General features: G+C 71.3%; 16 protein-coding genes. 7 read left to right on the forward strand and 9 right to left on the reverse strand.

From position 1 onward, the window contains the following. Positions 1-615 precede the first annotated feature (615 nt). Both H293_RS0130645 and H293_RS0130650 read left to right on the forward strand, forming a co-directional pair. A complete protein-coding gene (locus H293_RS0130645) occupies positions 616-1,839 on the forward strand; it encodes a L,D-transpeptidase (RefSeq protein ID WP_259294562.1) in 1,224 nt (407 codons plus the stop codon). A 177-nt stretch (positions 1,840-2,016) separates the two neighbouring features. After that, on the forward strand, positions 2,017-2,763 hold the full coding sequence (locus H293_RS0130650) for a DUF6227 family protein (RefSeq protein WP_020121648.1): 747 nt from the start codon (positions 2,017-2,019) through the stop codon (positions 2,761-2,763). Between the two features lie 18 nt (positions 2,764-2,781). Here the strand turns inward: H293_RS0130650 and H293_RS0130655 are convergent, their stop codons facing one another. From H293_RS0130655 to H293_RS0130675, 5 genes are all read right to left on the reverse strand, one after another. Beyond that, entirely contained in the window at positions 2,782-3,036 is a 255-nt protein-coding gene (locus H293_RS0130655; RefSeq protein WP_020121649.1) for a hypothetical protein, read from the reverse strand. A 98-nt stretch (positions 3,037-3,134) separates the two neighbouring features. Further along, positions 3,135-5,177 (reverse strand): PTS fructose transporter subunit IIABC, encoded by a 2,043-nt coding sequence (locus H293_RS0130660; RefSeq protein ID WP_020121650.1) that lies wholly within the window; start codon positions 5,175-5,177, stop codon positions 3,135-3,137. Positions 5,178-5,343: 166 nt separating this feature from the next. Continuing rightward, positions 5,344-6,291, reverse strand: a complete 948-nt coding sequence (gene pfkB, locus H293_RS0130665) for a 1-phosphofructokinase (RefSeq protein WP_020121651.1) — start codon at positions 6,289-6,291, stop codon at positions 5,344-5,346. Beyond that, positions 6,288-7,049, reverse strand: a complete 762-nt coding sequence (locus tag H293_RS0130670; protein WP_020121652.1) for a DeoR/GlpR family DNA-binding transcription regulator — start codon at positions 7,047-7,049, stop codon at positions 6,288-6,290. The genes pfkB and H293_RS0130670 overlap by 4 nt, the downstream gene beginning before the upstream one ends. Positions 7,050-7,223: 174 nt before the next feature. Then, positions 7,224-8,750 carry an MFS transporter gene (locus tag H293_RS0130675; protein ID WP_020121653.1) on the reverse strand — a complete coding sequence of 509 codons (1,527 nt, stop codon included), beginning with the start codon at positions 8,748-8,750 and terminating at the stop codon, positions 7,224-7,226. 62 nt (positions 8,751-8,812) lie between these two features. On the opposite strand from H293_RS0130675, the gene H293_RS0130680 reads away from it, so the two are divergent. Beyond that, complete coding sequence (locus H293_RS0130680) at positions 8,813-9,784, forward strand: helix-turn-helix transcriptional regulator (protein WP_020121654.1); 972 nt, start codon at positions 8,813-8,815, stop codon at positions 9,782-9,784. A 380-nt stretch (positions 9,785-10,164) separates the two neighbouring features. Here H293_RS0130680 and H293_RS0130685 read toward each other — a convergent pair whose 3' ends face one another. Next, positions 10,165-11,163, reverse strand: a complete 999-nt coding sequence (locus H293_RS0130685) for a sigma-70 family RNA polymerase sigma factor (protein WP_020121655.1) — start codon at positions 11,161-11,163, stop codon at positions 10,165-10,167. A gap of 224 nt (positions 11,164-11,387) precedes the next feature. Here H293_RS0130685 and H293_RS0130690 point away from each other — a divergent pair, with 224 nt between their 5' ends. Continuing rightward, positions 11,388-11,918: a GNAT family N-acetyltransferase gene (locus H293_RS0130690; protein ID WP_020121656.1), complete on the forward strand. Its 531-nt coding sequence runs from the start codon at positions 11,388-11,390 to the stop codon at positions 11,916-11,918. Positions 11,919-11,934: 16 nt separating this feature from the next. Here the strand turns inward: H293_RS0130690 and H293_RS0130695 are convergent, their stop codons facing one another. After that, positions 11,935-12,726: a dioxygenase family protein gene (locus tag H293_RS0130695; protein WP_020121657.1), complete on the reverse strand. Its 792-nt coding sequence runs from the start codon at positions 12,724-12,726 to the stop codon at positions 11,935-11,937. A 118-nt stretch (positions 12,727-12,844) separates the two neighbouring features. On the opposite strand from H293_RS0130695, the gene H293_RS0130700 reads away from it, so the two are divergent. Beyond that, a complete protein-coding gene (locus H293_RS0130700) occupies positions 12,845-13,354 on the forward strand; it encodes a MarR family winged helix-turn-helix transcriptional regulator (RefSeq protein ID WP_020121658.1) in 510 nt (169 codons plus the stop codon). A 106-nt stretch (positions 13,355-13,460) separates the two neighbouring features. Here H293_RS0130700 and H293_RS0130705 read toward each other — a convergent pair whose 3' ends face one another. Then, positions 13,461-15,002: an MFS transporter gene (locus H293_RS0130705; RefSeq protein WP_028808340.1), complete on the reverse strand. Its 1,542-nt coding sequence runs from the start codon at positions 15,000-15,002 to the stop codon at positions 13,461-13,463. Between the two features lie 134 nt (positions 15,003-15,136). Further along, positions 15,137-15,775 (reverse strand): TetR/AcrR family transcriptional regulator, encoded by a 639-nt coding sequence (locus H293_RS0130710; RefSeq protein ID WP_020121660.1) that lies wholly within the window; start codon positions 15,773-15,775, stop codon positions 15,137-15,139. Between the two features lie 248 nt (positions 15,776-16,023). On the opposite strand from H293_RS0130710, the gene H293_RS0130715 reads away from it, so the two are divergent. Both H293_RS0130715 and H293_RS0130720 read left to right on the forward strand, forming a co-directional pair. After that, positions 16,024-17,301, forward strand: coding sequence for a M6 family metalloprotease domain-containing protein (locus tag H293_RS0130715; protein WP_020121661.1), 1,278 nt, complete (start codon positions 16,024-16,026; stop codon positions 17,299-17,301). A 94-nt stretch (positions 17,302-17,395) separates the two neighbouring features. After that, positions 17,396-18,994: an IclR family transcriptional regulator domain-containing protein gene (locus H293_RS0130720; RefSeq protein WP_020121662.1), complete on the forward strand. Its 1,599-nt coding sequence runs from the start codon at positions 17,396-17,398 to the stop codon at positions 18,992-18,994. The last annotated feature ends 20 nt before the right edge of the window (positions 18,995-19,014 follow it).

Genomic DNA, 19,014 nt, shown 5'->3' on the forward strand with positions numbered 1-19,014 from the left:
GGGTTCGGGTTCGGGTTCGGGTTCGGGTTCGGGTTCGGGTTCGGGTTCGGGTTCGGTGGGGGCGGGCGTTTTTGCGCAGTTCCCCGCGCCCCTGATGCCTGCGGCGCAGCTGCGGCTCCGGTGGGGGCTTGTGTAGCGCGTGCGGTTCGGTGGGTGGGTGGGTCGGGGCCGGGGTGGGGGGTATCCGTCCTCGGTCCGGCGGTTCTGCTGCTTTAGCTGTGCTCTGTAACGGACGCCGGCCGCTGCGGGCGGACACCCCCCCACCCCGTCCCCTTGCCGCCGTACGCGGCTACCAGCCCCGTCGGGGCGCGCGGTCGCGGCGGGGGAAGGTGTCGAACGGCCCGTCGTGGCGCGTGAGGTGGCGGTCCGCCCGAGCGAGTGGGGTGGCGAACGGAGTGGCGTCGGCGACTGCACCCACCCAGGGGCGCGGGGAACTGCGCGACCAGCCCCCACCGGCCCGCACCCGCCAAACAACCGAACCCGGCACCCCACTACGCGCCCCGCCCAACCCCAAACGCATTCGTCTCGCTGTCAGGGAACCCGGGTGGGGACCGGGTCCCTCTTTCTTCACTGAGTGGAGCGGACCGTGCATATCACATGAATCTGGAGCAGACAGTGACAACGCCGGACATAGCAGCGCGGCGCGCACTGGGGGCCTGTGCCGTCCTGATGGTCGGCGCTCTCACCCTCACCGCGTGCGGAGGCGACTCCGACAAGGGTGAAGGCAAGGGCGGCAAGGACCCCGCGAAGACGTCCGCGGCGGAGATCGTCTTCTCCGCCAGGAACGGTTCGACGGGCGCGTCGATCAACAGGACCGGCGTGAAGGTCAGCGACGGCACGCTGACCGGCGTGAAGATGACCGTGGCGGGCACGGGGCAGGAAGTGCCGGGGGCGTTGGCCGCGGGCGGCGGGAGCTGGAAGCCCGAGGAGCAGCTGGAGCGGGGGACGAAGTATGAGATAGCCGCGACGGCCAAGGACTCGGACGGCAAGGCCGTGGCCGCGAAGTCGGTGTTCACGACCGTCTCGAAGGCGAACAGCTTCATCGGGACGTACACGCCGGACAACGGGACGACGGTCGGTGTGGGGATGCCGGTGTCGTTCACCTTCGACAAGGCCATCAGCGACAAGAAGGCCGTGCAGTCGCACATCACCGTCAGCTCCAGCAGCGGGCAGCAGGTGGTGGGGCACTGGTTCGGGGCGCAGCGGCTCGACTTCCGGCCCGAGGAGTACTGGAAGGCCGGCTCCAAGGTCACGATGAAGATCGACCTGGACGGGGTCAAGGGCGCCAACGGTGTCACCGGTGTGCAGGAGAGGACCGCCGGCTTCACGGTCGGGCGCTCCCAGGTGTCCACCGTGGACGCCGACACTCAGACCATGAAGGTCGCGCGGGACGGGCAGACCGTGAAGTCGGTGCCGATCTCTACGGGCAGCCCCGAGTTCACCACGTACAACGGGCAGATGGTGATCTCCGAGAAGTACAAGAAGATCCGCATGGACAGCCGGACGGTCGCGCTGGCCAACGCGTACGACATTCCTGATGTGCCGGACGCCATGCGGCTGACGCAGTCGGGGACGTTCATCCACGGCAACTACTGGTACAACCAGGGGGATCCGCCCTTCGGGCGCACCGGCACCAGTCACGGCTGTGTCGGACTGCGGGACGTCAAGGGCGGGAAGGCGGACACCCCGGCCAAGTGGTTCTACGACAACTCGCTGGTCGGGGACGTGGTCATCGTGAAGAACTCCCCCGACAAGACGGTGGCGCCCGACAACGGGCTGAACGGCTGGAACATGGCGTGGAACGAGTGGGTCGCGGGGAGTGCCGGCGGCACCTCCTGATCGCTCCAAGCAGCCTCTGACCGGGGCGTTTTGACGGTTCGTCGGGCCGCGCGGGAACATCCTGCGCGGCCCGGGCGTTTTCCGTGCGTACGTTTTCTCGGTTCCCGGACATGATGTCCGACCGAGGAGCTACGGTATGCACCCACAAGGTGACATGCAGCAACGCCGGGAGAAACCTTGAGCGTTCCGTACGAGACGGCAGCGTACGAACCACCCGAGTCGCCCGAGTCTCCGGAGGAGCACCTCGCGCGGCTCCTCGGCCGTGCCCTGAACTCCTTCGAGCTGCCCGACGAGACGATCCGGAGACTGGACTGCGCGCTGGCGTACGACAGTTCGCTGCACTCCGCGCACCACAGCGCGGGGCTGCACCGGGAGACGTACCGGCACACGTGGCTGCTCGCCGACGGCTCGGCGCTGACTCTGTGGGAGCTCGTCCACAACACCGCGCGGGACAGCCTTCCGCAGCACGAGGTGTACGTCGACGAGGAGGAGCTGCGTGCGGCGACCGCGCGGCTGCCGTTGCCGCCGGACGCGCCGGACTTCGAGCTGCCGGTGACGGTGCAGCTCTCGCCCGTGCACCTGCCGCGGCACGCCTACGTCCCGGACGACTCGGCGGACCACGCGCGCCGGCTGCTGCGCCGCGCGGAGAACGCGGACCGGCCGGGCCCGAAGACGGCCGCGCTGCTGGCGGAGGCGTTCGCGCACCAGATCACGCAGGCGTTCGGGCGCCCGTGCCGGGCGGGCCGCGCCGGGCTGGGCTTCTCGCTCTACGAGCACGCGTTCCTGCTGCGCGACGGGGCGGAGATCTCCCTGTGGGAGGTCGAGCACACGGCGACGCCCGACGGGCGGCACATGTGCGAGGTGTACGTCACCGAGGACGCGGCCCGCGACGCCATGGAGCGGCGCGCGGCCCGGGTTTCCTGAGCGGGCCGACGGCTCCGCTCAGCGCCCGCCGCCGAGCTGTCGTACGAGACCCGCGAACGCGTCCTTCTCCGCCGGGGTCAGTTCGACGGACTCGTGGCCGGGAGCGGCCCGGCGCTGGCGGGGAAAGGCGGGCAGGCCGTGGTCGACGCGCCACGCGACGGCCTCGTGGCGGCCGTGCCGCAGCAGGTAGGCCAACCCCGCCGTCCAGGCGAAGGCCACCAGGACGAGAAGAGTGAGACCAAGCAACTGGTAGACGGAGACGTGCTCAGGCATGCGTTCCAGTAGACACCACGGTCCGGGACTTTGGTCCCGGACCGTGACGTATCTCGCAGTTGCCGTGAACAGCTCACCGCTGCCCCAAAGGGGCAGGGTCAGGCGGCTATCGGCTGCTTGTGCTCGGCCGCCGGGGCGGCGGCGGCCGGGGCGGCGGTGGCCGTCGTTCCCGGTGCGGGCTTGCGCATGCTCTTCAGAACGACCACCAGAGCGGCCGTGACGCACACCCCCGCCGCGATGGCGATCAGGTAGAGGAACGGGCTGCCGATCAGCGGGACCACGAAGATGCCGCCGTGCGGGGCGCGCAGCGTGGCGCCGAAGGCCATCGACAGGGCGCCGGTGACCGCGCCGCCCGCCATCGAGGCCGGGATGACCCGCAGGGGGTCGGCCGCCGCGAACGGGATCGCGCCCTCGGAGATGAAGGACGCGCCCAGGACCCACGCGGCCTTGCCGTTCTCGCGCTCGGTCTCGGTGAAGAGCTTCTTGCGGACGGTGGTGGCCAGAGCCATGCCCAGCGGCGGGACCATGCCCGCGGCCATCACGGCGGCCATGACCTTCATCGCGGAGTCGCTCGGGCTCTGCACGGCGATCCCGGCGGTGGCGAAGGCGTACGCGACCTTGTTGACCGGGCCGCCGAGGTCGAAGCACATCATCAGGCCGAGGAGGACGCCGAGGAGGATCGCGTTGGTGCCGGAGAGGCCGTTGAGCCAGTCCGTCATGCCCTTCTGGGCCTCGGCGATGGGCTTGCCGATCACGACGAACATCAGGAAGCCGACGATCAGCGAGGAGATCAGCGGGATCACGACCACCGGCATGATGCCCCGCAGCACCGGCGGGATCTTGATCCGCTGGATCGAGAGGACCACGGCACCCGCGAGCAGACCGGCGACCAGACCGCCGAGGAAGCCCGCGGCGATGTTGGAGGCGATCATTCCGCCGACGAAGCCGGGGACGAGACCGGGGCGGTCCGCCATGCCGTACGCGATGTATCCGGCCAGGACCGGGATGAGGAAGCCGAAGGCGACCTGGCCGATCTGGAACAGCAGGGCGCCCCAGCTGTCGATCTCGGTCCAGGAGAAGTGCTTCATGACCGAGGGCGCGCTCGCGATCTGCCAGCCGCCGATCGCGAACCCGAGGGCGAGCAGCAGGCCGCCCGCGGCGACGAACGGGACCATGTAGCTCACGCCGGTCATCAGCCACTTGCGGAGCTTGGTGCCGTAGCTGTCGCCGGACTCGCCGGCCCGCTCGACCGGTGTCCCCGCGCCCGCGCCGGCGCCCGCCGTCACCTCGCCGCGCTCGGCCTTGCCGCGGACCTCGGTGATGAGTTCGGCGGCGCGGTTGATGCCCGCCTTCACGCCGACGTCGACGGTGGGCTTGCCCGCGAAGCGGTCCTTGTCGCGTACGGGGACGTCGTGGGCGAAGATCACGCCGTCCGCCGCCGCGATGGCCGCCGGGTCGAGCCGGGTGAAGCCGGCGGAGCCCTGGGTCTCGACGACGAGTTCGACGCCTGCCTCGCGGCCGGCGTTCTCCAGCGACTCGGCCGCCATGTAGGTGTGGGCGATACCGGTCGGGCAGGAGGTGACGGCGACGATCCGGAAGGGGGCCTCGGCGACGTCGGGAGCGGTGTTGGCCGCTGCGGCATCGGCGGAGGCCGCCGCCGATGCCGCAACGGAGTCTTCGGTGGCTCCCTCGGCAGGCACCTCGTCGCCACGGATCAGCGCCGCCGCGCTCTGCGCGCTCCCCGCGGACCGCAGCGCGTCCGTGAACTCGGTGTTCATCAGCTGCCGCGCGAGGGAGGACAGGATCGTCAGGTGGGCGTCGTCCGCGCCGGCCGGCGCGGCGATCAGGAAGATCAGGTCGGCGGGTCCGTCCGGCGCGCCGAAGTCGATCCCGGCGGAGCTGCGTCCGAAGGCGAGCGTCGGCTCGGTGACGTGCTCGCTGCGGCAGTGCGGGATGCCGATGCCGCCGTCGAGGCCGGTCGGCATCTGGGCCTCGCGGGCGGCCACGTCGGCGAGGAAGCCGTCCAGGTCGGTCACCCGGCCCAGGGCGACCATGCGCTCGGCGAGGGCACGGGCCGCCGCTTCCTTGGTGTCGGCGGACAGGTCGAGATCGACCAGGTCCGCGGTGATCATGTCGCTCATCGCGGGCTCCTTCGCACGCGTATCGCCCGGGGAGTGGAGTGGGCGTAAGGGGAGGGGACGGGGGTGCAGCGGTGGGGGGTCGGGGGGAGGCGGGGGGGGGCGGGGCGTAACAGCGCCGGGGCGGCCGTACCGGCGACGGACGGGGAGACCGCCGGGACCGGGCCGCTCATGACACCGGCTCCTTCAGCACCCGGTCCACCGGCACCTCGGCCGTGACCGTCACCGCGGCCGGGTCCAGGTCGTCCGGCGTCGGCATGACGCTGCCGGGCAGCTGGACGGCCGCCGCTCCGTGCGCGACCGCGGAGGCGAGGGCCCCTGGGCCGCTGCCGCCGGCGATCAGGAAGCCGGCCAGCGAGGAGTCGCCGGCGCCGACATTGCTGCGTACGGCCTCCACGCGCGCGCTGGCGAACCAGATGCCCGAGCCGTCCACGAGCAGTTGCCCGTCGGCGCCCAGGCTCGCGAGGACCGCCCGCGCACCCATCTCACGCAGTTCCTCGGCCGCCTTCACCGCGTCGCCCACCGTGGACAGGGGGCGCCCGACGGCCTCCGCGAGCTCCTCGGCGTTGGGCTTCACCACGTCGGGCCGTTCGCGCAGCGCCGCCAGGAGCGCGGGCCCCGAGGTGTCCAGCGCGATCCGCGCACCGCCGGCGTGCGCCCGCGCGACGACCTCGGCGTACCAGGAGGGCGCGAGCCCCCGGGGCAGGCTGCCGCAGCACGCGATCCACGCGGCGTCACGCGACTGCACGCGGACCGTCTCCAGCAGCAACTCCTGCTCGGCGGCCGACAGTTCGGGACCCGGCGCGTTGATCTTCGTGAGCACCCCGTCCGACTCGGCGAGCGCGATGTTCGACCGGGTGGCCCCGGCGACCGGGACCGGTGCGACCTCGATGCCCTGCGCGTCGAGCAGGTCGGCGACGAGGGCCCCCGGCGCCCCGCCCAGCGGCAGGACCGCGACCGTGCGCTGTCCGGCGGCCGTGACGGCCCGCGAGACGTTGACGCCCTTGCCGCCGGGGTCCATGCGTTCGCCGGTTGCGCGGATGACCTCGCCGCGCTCCAGGGACGGGACCTCGTACGTACGGTCCAGGGACGGGTTCGGGGTGACGGTGAGGATCATGCGCGCACTACTTCCGTGCCGCCACTCTCGATGGCGACGGTGTCTTCGGGGCTCAGCCCGCTGTCGGTGATCAGCAGGTCCACATCGCTCAGGTCACCGAAGCGGGCGAAGTGCTCCTGCCCGTGCTTGGCGGAGTCGGCGAGCAGCACCACGCGGCGGGCTGCGGCGATCGCCGCGCGCTTGACCGCGGCCTCGGCGAGGTCGGGGGTGGTGAGACCGTGCTCCGCGGAGAAGCCGTTGGCCGCCACGAACAGGACGTCGGCCCGGATCTCGCCGTACGCCCGCAGCGCCCAGGCGTCGACGGCGGCGCGCGTACGGTGCCGTACGCGCCCTCCGACGAGGTGGAGCTGGATGCCGGGGTGGTCCGCGAGGCGGGCCGCGATGGGCAGGCTGTGCGTGACGACGGTGAGCGAGGCCTCCAGCGGGACGGCGGCGGCCAGGCGGGCCACGGTCGTGCCGGCGTCGAGGATCAGGGTGCCCTCGGTCGGCAGTTCGGCGAGGGCCGCCTTGGCGATGTGGTCCTTCTCGTCGGCCGCGGTCGTCTCGCGCTCGGCGAGGTCCGGCTCGAAGTCGAGGCGCCCGGCCGGGATGGCCCCGCCGTGCACCCGGCGCAGCAGCCCCGCGCGGTCGAGGGCCTTCAGGTCGCGCCGGATGGTCTCCGCGGTGACCTGGAACTCCTCGGCCAGCGAGACGACGTCCACCCGGCCGCCGTCGCGGGCGAGCCGGAGGATCTCCTGCTGTCGCTCCGGTGCGTACATGTCCGCTCACCTCCGACTGATGCCCGAACGTGTGGTTTCAGTCGGGAGGCTACGCCCGGATTTCCGGAAAGTAAACAGTTTCGGACCCCATCCGGGCATGAACGGACTTCCGAGGGGGCCGGGCACGGCAAAGGGCCCGGCACCCCAGCGGGTACCGGGCCCTCACCGCGGGCCTCAGGACACGAGCTCCGGCTCCTTCTCCTCCACCGCGGGAAGCCCGGCGGCCCCCTCCGCGTGCAGCACGGGTCGCTTCGGCAGCGCGAACATCAGCAGGAAGATGACGCCCATCACCGCCGCGACCCACCCGAGCGCGTGCTGGAAGGCGTCCACGAAGGCCGGGCCCACCTGCGCCGGCCCCAGGTCGTCCCCGATGACGCCGAAGAAGACCACCGACACCAGCCCGAGCCCCAGCGCGTTGCCCATCTGCTGCACGGTGTTGATCAGCCCCGACGCCGAACCGGCGTGCTCGCGCGGCACCTCCGACAGCACCGCGTCGGTGAGCGGCGCGACGATCAGCCCCATGCCCACGCCCATCACGACCAGCGGCAGCGCCATCTGCCACGAGCTGATCGACATGCCGTACCGCCCGGCCTCCCAGAGGTAGAGCAGCACGCCCACCGCCATCAGCAGCGCACCGGCCTGGAGCACCCCGCGTCCGAACCGCGGCACGAGCTTCTGCACCGACAGCCCCGCCGCCGTGGAGACCGCGATCGAGAACGGCACCCCGGTCAGCCCCGCCCGCAGTGGGCTCCAGCCGAGGCCGGTCTGCATGTACAGCGTCCACACCAGGAAGAAGATGCCGAGCCCGACGCCGAACACGGTCTGCACCGCGATCCCGGCCGCGAAGCTCTTCACCTTGAACAGCGACAGCTCGACCAGGGGCGACCCGTCCCGCGCGCCCTTGCGCCTCTCGTACGCCACCAGCGCCGCGAACACCAGGGGCGCTCCGGCCATCGACACGTACCCCCACAGCGGCCAGTCCAGCTCCTCGCCGCGGGTCAGCGGGTAGAGCAGCATCAGCAGACCGAGCACGACCACGGCCACGCCCACCAGGTCCAGCTTCAGCGCCCGCGGGGCCTTGGACTCGGTGATGAAACGGCTCCCGAGGACGAGCCCCATGATCCCGACCGGCAGGTTGATGAGGAAGATCGGCCGCCACTCGAGCCCGAAGAGGTTCCACTCGGTCAGCAGCGCCCCGAGCAGCGGACCGGACACGGCCCCCAGTCCGACGACCGCGCCGAACAGCCCGAACACCTTGCCCCGCTCATGCGCGGGGAAGGTCGCGTGCACGATCGACAGGACCTGCGGCACCATCATCGCCGCCATGCCGCCCTGCAGGATCCGGGCCGCGACCAGCATGTCCGGGTTCGCGGCGAAGCCGCACAGCGCCGACGCGAGCGTGAACCCGCCGATGCCGACGAGGAACAGCCGCTTGCGCCCGTGGATGTCACCGAGGCGCCCTCCGGTGATCAGGCCCGCGGCGAAGGCGAGGGCGTAACCGGCGGTGATCCACTGGATGTGGCTGACGGAGGCACCGGAGTCCTGCCGGATGGACGGAATGGCGATGTTGACGATCGTGACGTCGACGAGGTCCATGAAGGCCGCGGTCATCACGATGGCGAGAGCGAACCAGCGACGCCGGTCGCCCGCGGCGGACGGTACGTCGTGGATGCCCGAAAGGGAGGTCTCGGTGGAGGTCATGTCCTGAACCTATGACCCCATTAGGTCAGATCGTGTCCTAGTTCTGCGGCATTCTCGAACTCATGACGACGGACACTCCGGCACGGCTCCTGACGCTCCTCTCCCTCCTCCAGACGCCCCGCGAATGGCCCGGCGGTGAGCTCGCCGACCGCCTCGGGGTCTCCCGCCGCACGGTGAGGCGGGACATCGACCGCCTCCGTGAACTGGGCTATCCCGTCGAGGCGTCCAAGGGCTCCGACGGCGGCTACCGGCTCGTCGCGGGCAAGGCGATGCCCCCGCTCGTCCTCGACGACGAGGAGGCGGTGGCCATCGCGGTCGGACTGCGGGCGGGGGCGGGGCACGCGGTGGAGGGGGTGGACGAGGCGTCCGTACGGGCGCTGGCGAAACTGGAACAGGTCCTGCCCTCCCGGCTGCGGCACCGGGTGTCCACCCTCCAGGCCGCTACGACTCCGCTGACCAGCGGGGACGGGGCGAGCATCCCGACCGAGACCCTGACGGTGATGGCGTCCACGGTGGCCGGCCACGAACGCCTCCGCTTCGGCTACCGCGCGAAGGACGGCGCCGAGTCCCGCCGGGTGGTGGAGCCGTACCGGCTGGTCTCCACCGGGCGCCGCTGGTACCTCGTCGCCTACGACCTCGACCGCGGCGACTGGCGGACCTTCCGGGTCGACCGGGTGAACGACCCCTTCGCCACGGGGGCCCGGTTCGCTCCGCGGGAGCTGCCCACGGGGAGTGCGGCGGAGTACCTGCGGCAGTCGATGTACCGCCGCCAGGAGACGTACGAACTCGTCGTGACGTTCGAGGGCGAGGCGTCCGTGGTGGGGGCCCGGGTGCCGGCCTGGATGGGGGTACCGGAGTCCCTGGGCGAGGGACGGTGCCGCTTGCGGGCGGCGGTGGCCGATTCCGTGGACTGGATGGCGGTGCGGCTGGCGATGACCGGGGTCGAGTTCCGGGTGGAGCAGCCGCCGGAACTGGTGGATGCGGTGCGGGAGTTGGGGGGCCGACTGGTTCGGGCGTCGGGGGAAGTCGCCTGAGGGTGGCAGGGCGGCGGGCGCCGGGCTCGGGCCGAACCCGGCAAGCCACCCCATGTGACAGAATCTCCCCTCCGGTGGGTCACCCCGTGGTTCAGGTACGGGGTGACCCGCCGTTTCGCTTTTCCGGGGCGCGAAAACGAGCCGGACCCCGGCGCCCGGGGGGAGGGGCGCCGAAGTCCGGCTCGGGGAGAGTCCCGGCGCCGGGGGGGGATAGCGTCGGGACTTGGTTCAGGAGGGTCCGAAGGGTCTGAAGTCCAGGCCTCCGGGGCCCGAACACCTGGACCCTGAAGTCTTGTGCCCAGGGTCCAGCCGGTTAAGCGGCGTAGTACAGCCATGTTTACGCGGTCTTTCGCCACCCGGCGTACGCGGGCACACCCCGCCTACGCCGCCGCGTCGAACCCGGTGGACCGCGCCAGCTTCTTCAGCTCCAGCAGGGCGTGCTTCTCGATCTGCCGGATCCGCTCGCGGGTGAGTCCGTGCTCCTTGCCGACCTCGGTCAGCGTGCGCTCGCGCCCGTCCTCGATGCCGTACCGCATCTTGATGATGGACGCGGTGCGCTGGTCGAGGCGGCCGATGAGGTCGTCCAGTTCCTCGCTGCGCAGCAGCGTCAGCACCGACTGCTCCGGCGAGACCGCCGACGTGTCCTCCAGGAGGTCGCCGAACTGGGTGTCGCCGTCGTCGTCCACCGACATGTTCAGCGAGACCGGGTCACGGGCCCAGTCCAGGACGTCCGTCACGCGCGCCGGGTTGGAGCCGAGCTCGGCGGCGATCTCCGCGGGCTCCGGGTCGCGGCCGTGCTCGCGGTTGAACTCGCGCTGCACACGGCGGATACGGCCCAGCTCCTCCACCAGGTGGACGGGCAGCCGGATGGTGCGGGACTGGTCGGCGATGGAGCGGGTGATGGCCTGACGGATCCACCAGGTCGCGTACGTCGAGAACTTGAAGCCCTTGCGGTAGTCGAACTTCTCGACCGCGCGCACCAGACCGGCGTTGCCCTCCTGGATCAGGTCGAGCAGGGGCAGTCCGCTGCGGGGGTAGCGGCGGGCCACGGCGACGACCAGGCGCAGGTTGGAGCGGATGAACACGTCCTTGGCGCGCTCGCTCTCCTCCACCAACGCCTCCAGCTCTTCGCGGGTGGCGTCCGCCTTGGCTTCCTCGAACCCGTCGAGGACCTGTCGGGCGAACACACCCGCCTCGATGATCTGGGACAGCTCGACTTCCTTGGCGGCGTCGAGCAGCGGCGTACGCGCGATCTCGTCGAGGTACATGCCGACCAGGTCGCGGTCGGCGATCTCGCCGCCATGGACGCGAACACTGCGTGCCGCGTCGGTAGACCCGCCGGTGGCGGACTTACGACGGGCGACGGCACGGGTTGCCATGCGTGCTCCCTTGCGAGTGGGGGTCCCCCCAGGCCTTTAGGGCTCTGGGGGAGGGTCAGCGGGTGGTCCTACGGACGCTGGGTCCCGGCTCCGGTTGCTTCCGGACTCTCCTCGGGTGCCCTGCATCCGATGGAAACAACGACTGGAAACCGGACAGAATTCCCAAGCCGTGCCGCTATTTTTCTGATCTTGCAGTATCCTGCCCGGCCACATGAGGAGGCGCGATGCCGTCGGAACGTACAGAGGTGCAGGTCAGGCCGGGAGTCGAGAGCGACCTCGGGGCTCTCACCGACCTCTACAACCACTACGTTCGTGAGACGCCGATCACATTCGATACCGCTGCCTTCACCCCGGAGGAGCGCCGCCCCTGGCTGCTCTCCCACCCTGAAGACGGGCCGTACCGTCTGATGGTTGCCACCGACACGGAGTCGACAGGAACCTCACAGCGGATCCTCGGGTACGCCACATCCAGCCCCTTTCGCGCGAAGCCCGCGTACGCGACCTCCGTGGAGGTCACCGTCTACCTCGCTCCGGACGCGGGCGGCCGGGGCGTCGGCACCCTCCTCTACAAGGCCCTCTTCGAGGCCCTGGCCGGCGAGGACGTGCACCGCGCCTACGCGGGCATCGCCCAGCCCAACGAAGCGTCCACGCGGCTGCATGAACGCTTCGGGTTCCGCTACGTCGGCACCTACCGGGAGGTGGGCCGGAAGTTCGGCCGCTACTGGGACGTGGCCTGGTACGAGAAGGACCTCTAGGCCCCGCGCGAGGACCTCAGCCGAACTGCACCGACCGCTTGGCCATCCCCATCCAGAACCCGTCGATCACGGACTTCTGCGTGTCCAGCTCGCCGCTCACGTCCGCCGCGCCCATGGTGACGAAGAGGGGCGCGAAGTGCTCGGTGCGCGGATGGGCGTAGCGCCCGGCCGGGGCCTTGTCGAGGAAGTCCAGCAGGGAGTCCACGTCCCGCGCCTCAAGGGCCCGCCGGCCCCAGTCGTCGAACTCCGAGGACCAGGTGGGCACTCCGGGGCCGGTGTGGCGCAGGGCCGCGAGGTTGTGGGTGAAGAAGCCGGAGCCGACGATCAGGACGCCCTCGTCGCGCAGCGGAGCGAGCTTGCGGCCGATCTCCATGAGCCTGACCGGGTCGAGGGTCGGCATGGAGACCTGGAGGACGGGGATGTCGGCCTCGGGGAACATCTCGACGAGGGGGACGTATGCGCCGTGGTCCAGTCCGCGGTCCGGGACGTCCTGCACGGGGACGCCGGGGGCGCGCAGCAACTTGCGGACGGAGTCGGCGAGTTCGGGGGCGCCGGGGGCGCCGTACGTCACCTTGTAGTAGTGCTCGGGGAAGCCCCAGAAGTCGTAGACGAGCGGGACGGGCCGCACCGCGCCGAGGGCGAGGGGGGCCTCCTCCCAGTGGGCGGAGACCATGAGGATCGCCTTGGGGCGGGGCAGGTCCGCGGACCAGGCGGCGAGCTCGCCGGGCCAGATCGGGTCGTCGGCGAGCGGCGGCGCGCCGTGACTCAGATAGAGGGCGGGCATGCGCTCCAGCGTGTCGGCGGACATGGCGGGGACTCCTCCGGTACTTCCGATGCAGTGGATGTTTCAAATTTAAAGCTTCTATGACATGACTGTACGCCTCATTTGTTTAAGCTTCAAGGAGAGAGCTCGTAGAGTGGGATACATGAACACGGCATCCGTCCCCGACGAGGAGCCCCAGTGGCTCGACGACGAAGAGCAGCGCATCTGGCGCTCGTACGTGCACGCCACGACCCTGCTCGAGGATCACCTCGACCGCCAGCTCCAGCGGGACGCCGGCATGCCGCACATCTACTACGGACTGCTCGTGGGCCTCGCCGAGGCCCCGGACCGGCGGCTGCGGATGACCGAGCTGGCCATGAAGGCGAAGATCACCCGGTCCCGGCTCTCGCACGCGATCGCCCGCCTGGAGCGCAACGGCTGGGTGCGCCGGGAGGACTGCCCGGACGACAAGCGCGGCCAGTTCGCGGTGCTCACGGACCCGGGCCTGGAGATGCTGCGGGGCGCCGCGCCGGGCCATGTGCGGGCCGTGCGCAACGCCGTCTTCGACCGGCTCACCCCGGAACAGCAGAAGTCCCTCGGCGAGATCATGGAGATCGTCGCCGAGGGACTTCAGCCGGACGAGGCGGGCGCGGATCTGCCCTGGCTCCGCTGAGCCGCTCACTCAGGGAGACCAGGGCAGTTCCTGGGGTCGTACGTACGGGGCGTCCCCATCCCCGTACGTACGAGGTTTTCGAAGGGGTACCGCGGGGCGGTCGCCGTCAGTGGGCGACGACCGGCACCGCCAGTTCCTCCTCGGCACCCTCTCCGGACCCGGCCACCGGGGCGGTGTCCGTGCGGCCGGCGTTGACGAGGGTCACGACGATGACCGCGGCGAGCACCAGCATGCCGACGGCGAACCAGATCGCGTTGGTGTAGCCGTGCACCTGGCCCTCCAGCGCCACCAGCTGCTGCTGGGACTTGGAGGTCGCGGACCCGATGTGGTCCTTGATGTACGCGGTCGTCGCCGAGGCGGCGATCGTGTTCAGCAGGGCCGTACCGATCGCGCCGCCGACCTGCTGCGAGGTGTTGACCATCGCGGAGGCGACACCGGCGTCCCGGGGCTCGACGCCCAGGGTGGCCAGGGACATGGCCGGCATGAACGCCGTACCCATGCCGAGGCCGAGCAGCAGCATGGCCGGCAGGATCGTCGAGGCGTACGACGACCCGATCTCCAGCTGGGTCATGAGGAGCATGCCGACCGCGGCGACCAGGAAGCCGGGGCCCATCAGCAGCCGCGCCGGGACGCGGGTCATCAGGCGGGCGCCGATCTGGGTCGAGCCGACCATCATGCCGACGATCATCGGCATGAAGGCGAAGCCGGTCTTGATCGGCGTGAAGCCCTTCACGATCTGCAGGTAGTAGGTCAGGAACAGGAAGGTGCCGAACATCGCGATGATCGCGATGCCGAGCGAGAGGTAGATCCCGCCGCGGTTGCGGTCGGTGATCACGCGCAGCGGCAGCAGCGGGGCCTTGGTCCTGGCCTCGGTGACGACGAAGGCGATCAGCAGGACGGCCGACGCGACGAACATGCCGACGGTCACGGAGTCGCCCCAGCCGTCGGACTCGGCGCGGGTGAAGCCGTAGACGAGCGCGACCAGGCCCAGGGTGGACAGCAGCACGCCGGGGATGTCGAGCGGGTTGCGGTTGCGGCCGCCCTCGGGCTCACGGATGACGAAGTACGCGCCGAGCGCGGCGACGATCGCGAACGGGATGTTCACGAAGAAGGTCCAGCGCCAGTCCAGGTACTCGGTCAGCACACCGCCGAGGATGAAGCCCACGGCGCCGCCGCCACCGGCGATCGCGCCGTAGATGCCGAAGGCCTTGGCGCGCTCCTTGGCGTCCGTGAACATCACGGCGAGCAGGGAGAGCGCGGCGGGCGCGAGCAGTGCGCCGAAGACGCCCTGCAGGGCACGGGCGCCGAACATCATGCCGCCGGAGGTCGCGGCACCGCCGAGCGCGGAGGCCGCGGCGAAGCCGATCAGGCCGACGACGAAGGCGCGCTTGCGGCCCCACAGGTCGGCTATGCGGCCGCCGAAGAGCAGGAGTCCGCCGAAGGCGAGGGCGTAGGCCGTGACGACCCACTGGCGGTTGCCGTCGGTGATGCCCAGGTCGGCCTGGGCGGAGGGCAGGGCGATGTTCACGATGGTCGCGTCCAGCACGACCATCAGCTGGGCGAGCGCGATGAAGACGAGCGCTTTCCAGCGGTTGGCGTCACCGGACACGGCTGGTGCGCCGGAAGCCTTTGCGGCTGTTGCAGACATGGGGGTACCCACTTCGGGACTTCGGAACGGAAAAAAATAGTGAAAGGGGACGGTCCGTCGTCGGTGACGGCCGGTCGAAAGTCGTTGTGGAGACTGTGCTCGCGCGCTGAACTAATCGGTTCTCGTCGGTCGGATCAGGTCTGGCGGAGGTCCTCCAAGGTCAGGGCCGCACCCGGCAGTGCGGAGCGGGCCGGGGCCCGCAGTCCGTCCAGGAACAGCTGAAGGGTGCGGTGCACGAACCCGTCGAAGGTGAGGCAGCCGGTGCCGGCCGGGGGCCGGGACAGCTGGGCCACGGCGACCATCAGGTCACCGACGCTCACGTCCGCGCGGAGCTGACCGGCCGCCCTGGCCCGGTCCATGAGCTGCTCGACGAGCTGCTCGATGCGTTCGCGTGCGGCCACCAGGTCGGGGTGGTACTGGTCGAAGGTGTCCTGGATCATCGGGCACAGTGCCGTGATCCGCTCGTCGGCGGAGGCGTGCACGAAGCACTCCAGGGCGCCGAAGGCATCCCCGGTCTGCGCGAGCGCCAGCTCGGCCGCCTCGGACGTCCGGTCCATGACGGAGCAGACGACCTCGCGGACGAGCGCGTCGCGGTCGGGGAAGTTGCGGTACACCGTGGCGTTGCCGACGCCGGCCCGGCGGGCGATCTCGTCGAGCGGCACATCGGGGCCGAACTCGGTGAACATCTCGCTGGCGGCGGTGACGATCCGCTCGCGGTTGCGCAGGGCGTCGGCGCGGGGCGCCTTGCGCTGCACGGAGAGAGCGGTCTGCACGGTGGACTCCTCGGTTGGCGGGTGATCCGGGGATTCGTTCCCCGTTTCGCTCGGACACTGGTCTAAACGGGGAGACGCTCCCCGGTTATTTCGGGTTGAGGGGAAATTTATGTTGTGACCTGAGTCACAAGTCCGCGATACCCACGTTCGGTCTCCCCCAGCGCGCGTGCACCCCTCCCCCGGCCACAGGGTGATCGAAGAGGTGCAGCCTTCCGACCAGCGGCTGCCGCGCTCCGAAGGGTGCTCGCATGCCGTGGACCAGACGTCGCATACGCCCGCGCCGCGCCGCCGCCCTCGTGTCCGTGACCGCGCTGACCCTCGCGGTGAGCACCTCGGCCGGCACCGAACGCCTCGTCCCCGGGACCACGACCGCCGGCCCCACCGCCCTGGCCCGCTCGGACACCCACGGCGCCTGTCAGATCAGCGGCGGCCCGGCCGTCCAGATGTCCGAGGGCCTGCCCACGCCCGGCGGCTACTCCCGCTCCACCGGCACCGTCCACGCCCTCACCCTGATGATCGACTTCTCCGACGCCCCCGGCTCCGGCAGCGCCCAGAGCCGCTTCCGCGAGTTCTTCCCGCAGACCCAGAACTGGTTCCGCACCAGTTCCTACGGCCGCCTCGACTACCGGCCCGAGGCCCCGATCACCGACTGGCTGCGCATGCCGAAGTCCTTCCGGGCCTACGGCATAGAGCGCGGCGCCCCCTTCGACCCGGGCTACCGCCGGCTCGTCCAGGACATCGTGGCCGCCGCCGATCCCCAGGTGGACTTCCGGGCGTACGACTTCCTGAACGTCCTGGTGACCCCGAACGCCGGCCCCTCCGCCCTCGACACGGTCCTGTCGGTGACCTTCGCCGGCAACCCCGACGCCCCGGTCGCCGACGGCGTCCCCGTCGCCAACGCCTCCTTCGTGTACTCCCGCCAGGACGACGGCTCGGGCTCCTACCCGCAGACCGGCTACCGGGTGCTGCCCCACGAGAACGGCCATGTCTTCGGCCTGCCCGACCTCTACACCCAGAACGGCGGGGGCGCGGTCGGCCACTGGGACATCATGAGCGAGGACTGGGGCGCCGACAACGACCTGCTCGGCTGGCACAAGTGGAAGCTGGGCTGGCTGGACCCGACGCAGGTCGACTGCGTGACGGCGCCCGGGACCTCGGAGTACACGCTGACCCCGCTGGCCCGGTCCGGCCTCGGCACCAAGCTCCTCTTCCTCCCCCTCGGCGGCCGCACCGGCTACGCGGTCGAGCTGCGCACCCGCGAGGGCAACGACGAGACGGTGTGCCGGCCGGGCGTCCTCGTCTACAAGGTCGACGCGGACGTGGACACCGGCCGGGGCCCGGTGCGCGTGTACGACGCGCGGCGCAACAGCGGGGGCTGCACCCGGAGCCCCAACGTCCACGCGGAACTCTCCGACGCCCCCTTCGCGGCCGGCGAGGAGTTCCGGGACCCGGCCAGGGGCGTGCGGGTGCGGGTGCTGGGGGCGGACGGGGACGGCAATTACCGGGTGTCGGTGACGCGGGGATAGCGGTGGGCGGCCGCCTCCCCCCGAGGCCGTGGCACGCCGTCGGTGCCGTGGCGGATTACCGTAGGCCTGCCGCGACCGCCGTACCGGAGAGCCGATGCCCGCTGAGACGACCACTCCCCCGCCGGTACCGGAGTCCGCCGTGCCGGCCGAGGCGGTCGCACCGCTGATCCGGGGGGTCTGGGTGCTGCGGGAGCTGACGGAGGCGGGCGGGACCCTGAGCCTGAGCGGCCTGGAACGGGCGACGGGCCTGGCGCGTTCCACGGTCGACCGCATCACGTCGACGCTGGCCCGCATGGGATACGTCCGTCTCGACGGCCGGGACGCGGTGGCGACCCCCCGGCTCATGGAACTCGGCAACGCCTATCTCGCCGCCCTGCGGCTGCCCGCCCTGCTCTCCTCGCGGGCCGACGCCCTCGCCGACGAGCTGGACGAGTCGGTGTCGCTGGCGGTCGCCGACCGTGACGGTATCCGCTTCATCCACCAGGCCACCCGCCGCCGCGCGATGTCCCTCAGCTTCCGCATCGGCGACCTGCTCCCCGCCGAACGCACCGCGCCAGGGCCCCTGTTCGCCTCCGAGTGGACGGACGACGACTGGCGGACGTGGCGCGAACGCCGGGCGGCGGACCCGGAGAACCGCGACTTCCCGGCCGTACCCCCACGGGAACTCCCGCTCCCGGAGGGCGCGTTCGAGACGAGGGCGGCGCAAGCGGGCAGGAACGGCTGGGCGCTGGACGACCAGTTGATCGAACCGGGCCTGGTGGCGGTCTCCGCGCCCGTACGGGATCCGCGCACGGGCCGGATCGCCTGCGTGGCGAACGTCGTGAGCCACACCAGCCGCCACACGGCGGCGGACCTGCGCGACACCCTGCTGCCGCGGCTGCGGGCGACGGTGGCCGAGATGGAACGCGAACTGGCCGCCGCCCCGGAGCCGGACCCGGGCCCGCCGCCCTCGGGATCGGCCGCGTGGATCGGCGCGTCCAAGCACGAACTGGGCCGGGAGTTCATCGAGTCCCTCGCGCGCGGCCTGACGGTCCTGACGGCGTTCGGCGAGGGCAGGGCCGCGCTGACCCTGACGGACGTGGCACGGGCGACCGGCCTGGCACGGGCGACCGCCCGCCGTGCCCTGATCACCTACGAACACCTCGGCCTGGTCCGCGGACAGCCGGAGTCCCGCACCTTCGTCCTCACCCCGCGGGTCCTGTCCCTGGGCTTCCCGCCCCTCTCCCGTACGACCCTCCCCCGCATCGCCGCGCCCCACCTGGCGGACCTCTCGGCCCGGGTGGGCGAGTCGACGGCGCTGGCGATCCTGGTGCCGCCGGGGCCGGGGCCGGACTCCGGCCCGGAGATCCAGTTCACGGCGAGGGCCGTGGCCCCGCGGATCATGGGCGTGGACATCAGGGTGGGCACCCGGCTGCCGGCCTCGGCGACGTCGCTGGGCCGGGTGCTGCTGGCGGAGAACCAGGCTCACGTCCTGCTGGACGAGGACTGGGAGGACGGTCTGCGCACGATCGCCGTCCCCCTGCACGACCGTACGGGCCGGGTCGTCGCCGCCGTGAACGTGGCCCTGCACGCGGCGGGCCGCACGGCGGCGGAGTGCGTCGATGAGCTCCTCCCCGAACTGCGCCTGACGGCGACCCGCATCGAGGGGGAGCTGCGGGCGGCCGGGCACTTCACTCGGGTTCCGCTGCTCTGAGGTCGGGGCGACGGCGGTGA

Source organism: Streptomyces canus 299MFChir4.1 (assembly GCF_000383615.1).
Taxonomy (GTDB): domain Bacteria; phylum Actinomycetota; class Actinomycetes; order Streptomycetales; family Streptomycetaceae; genus Streptomyces; species Streptomyces canus_C.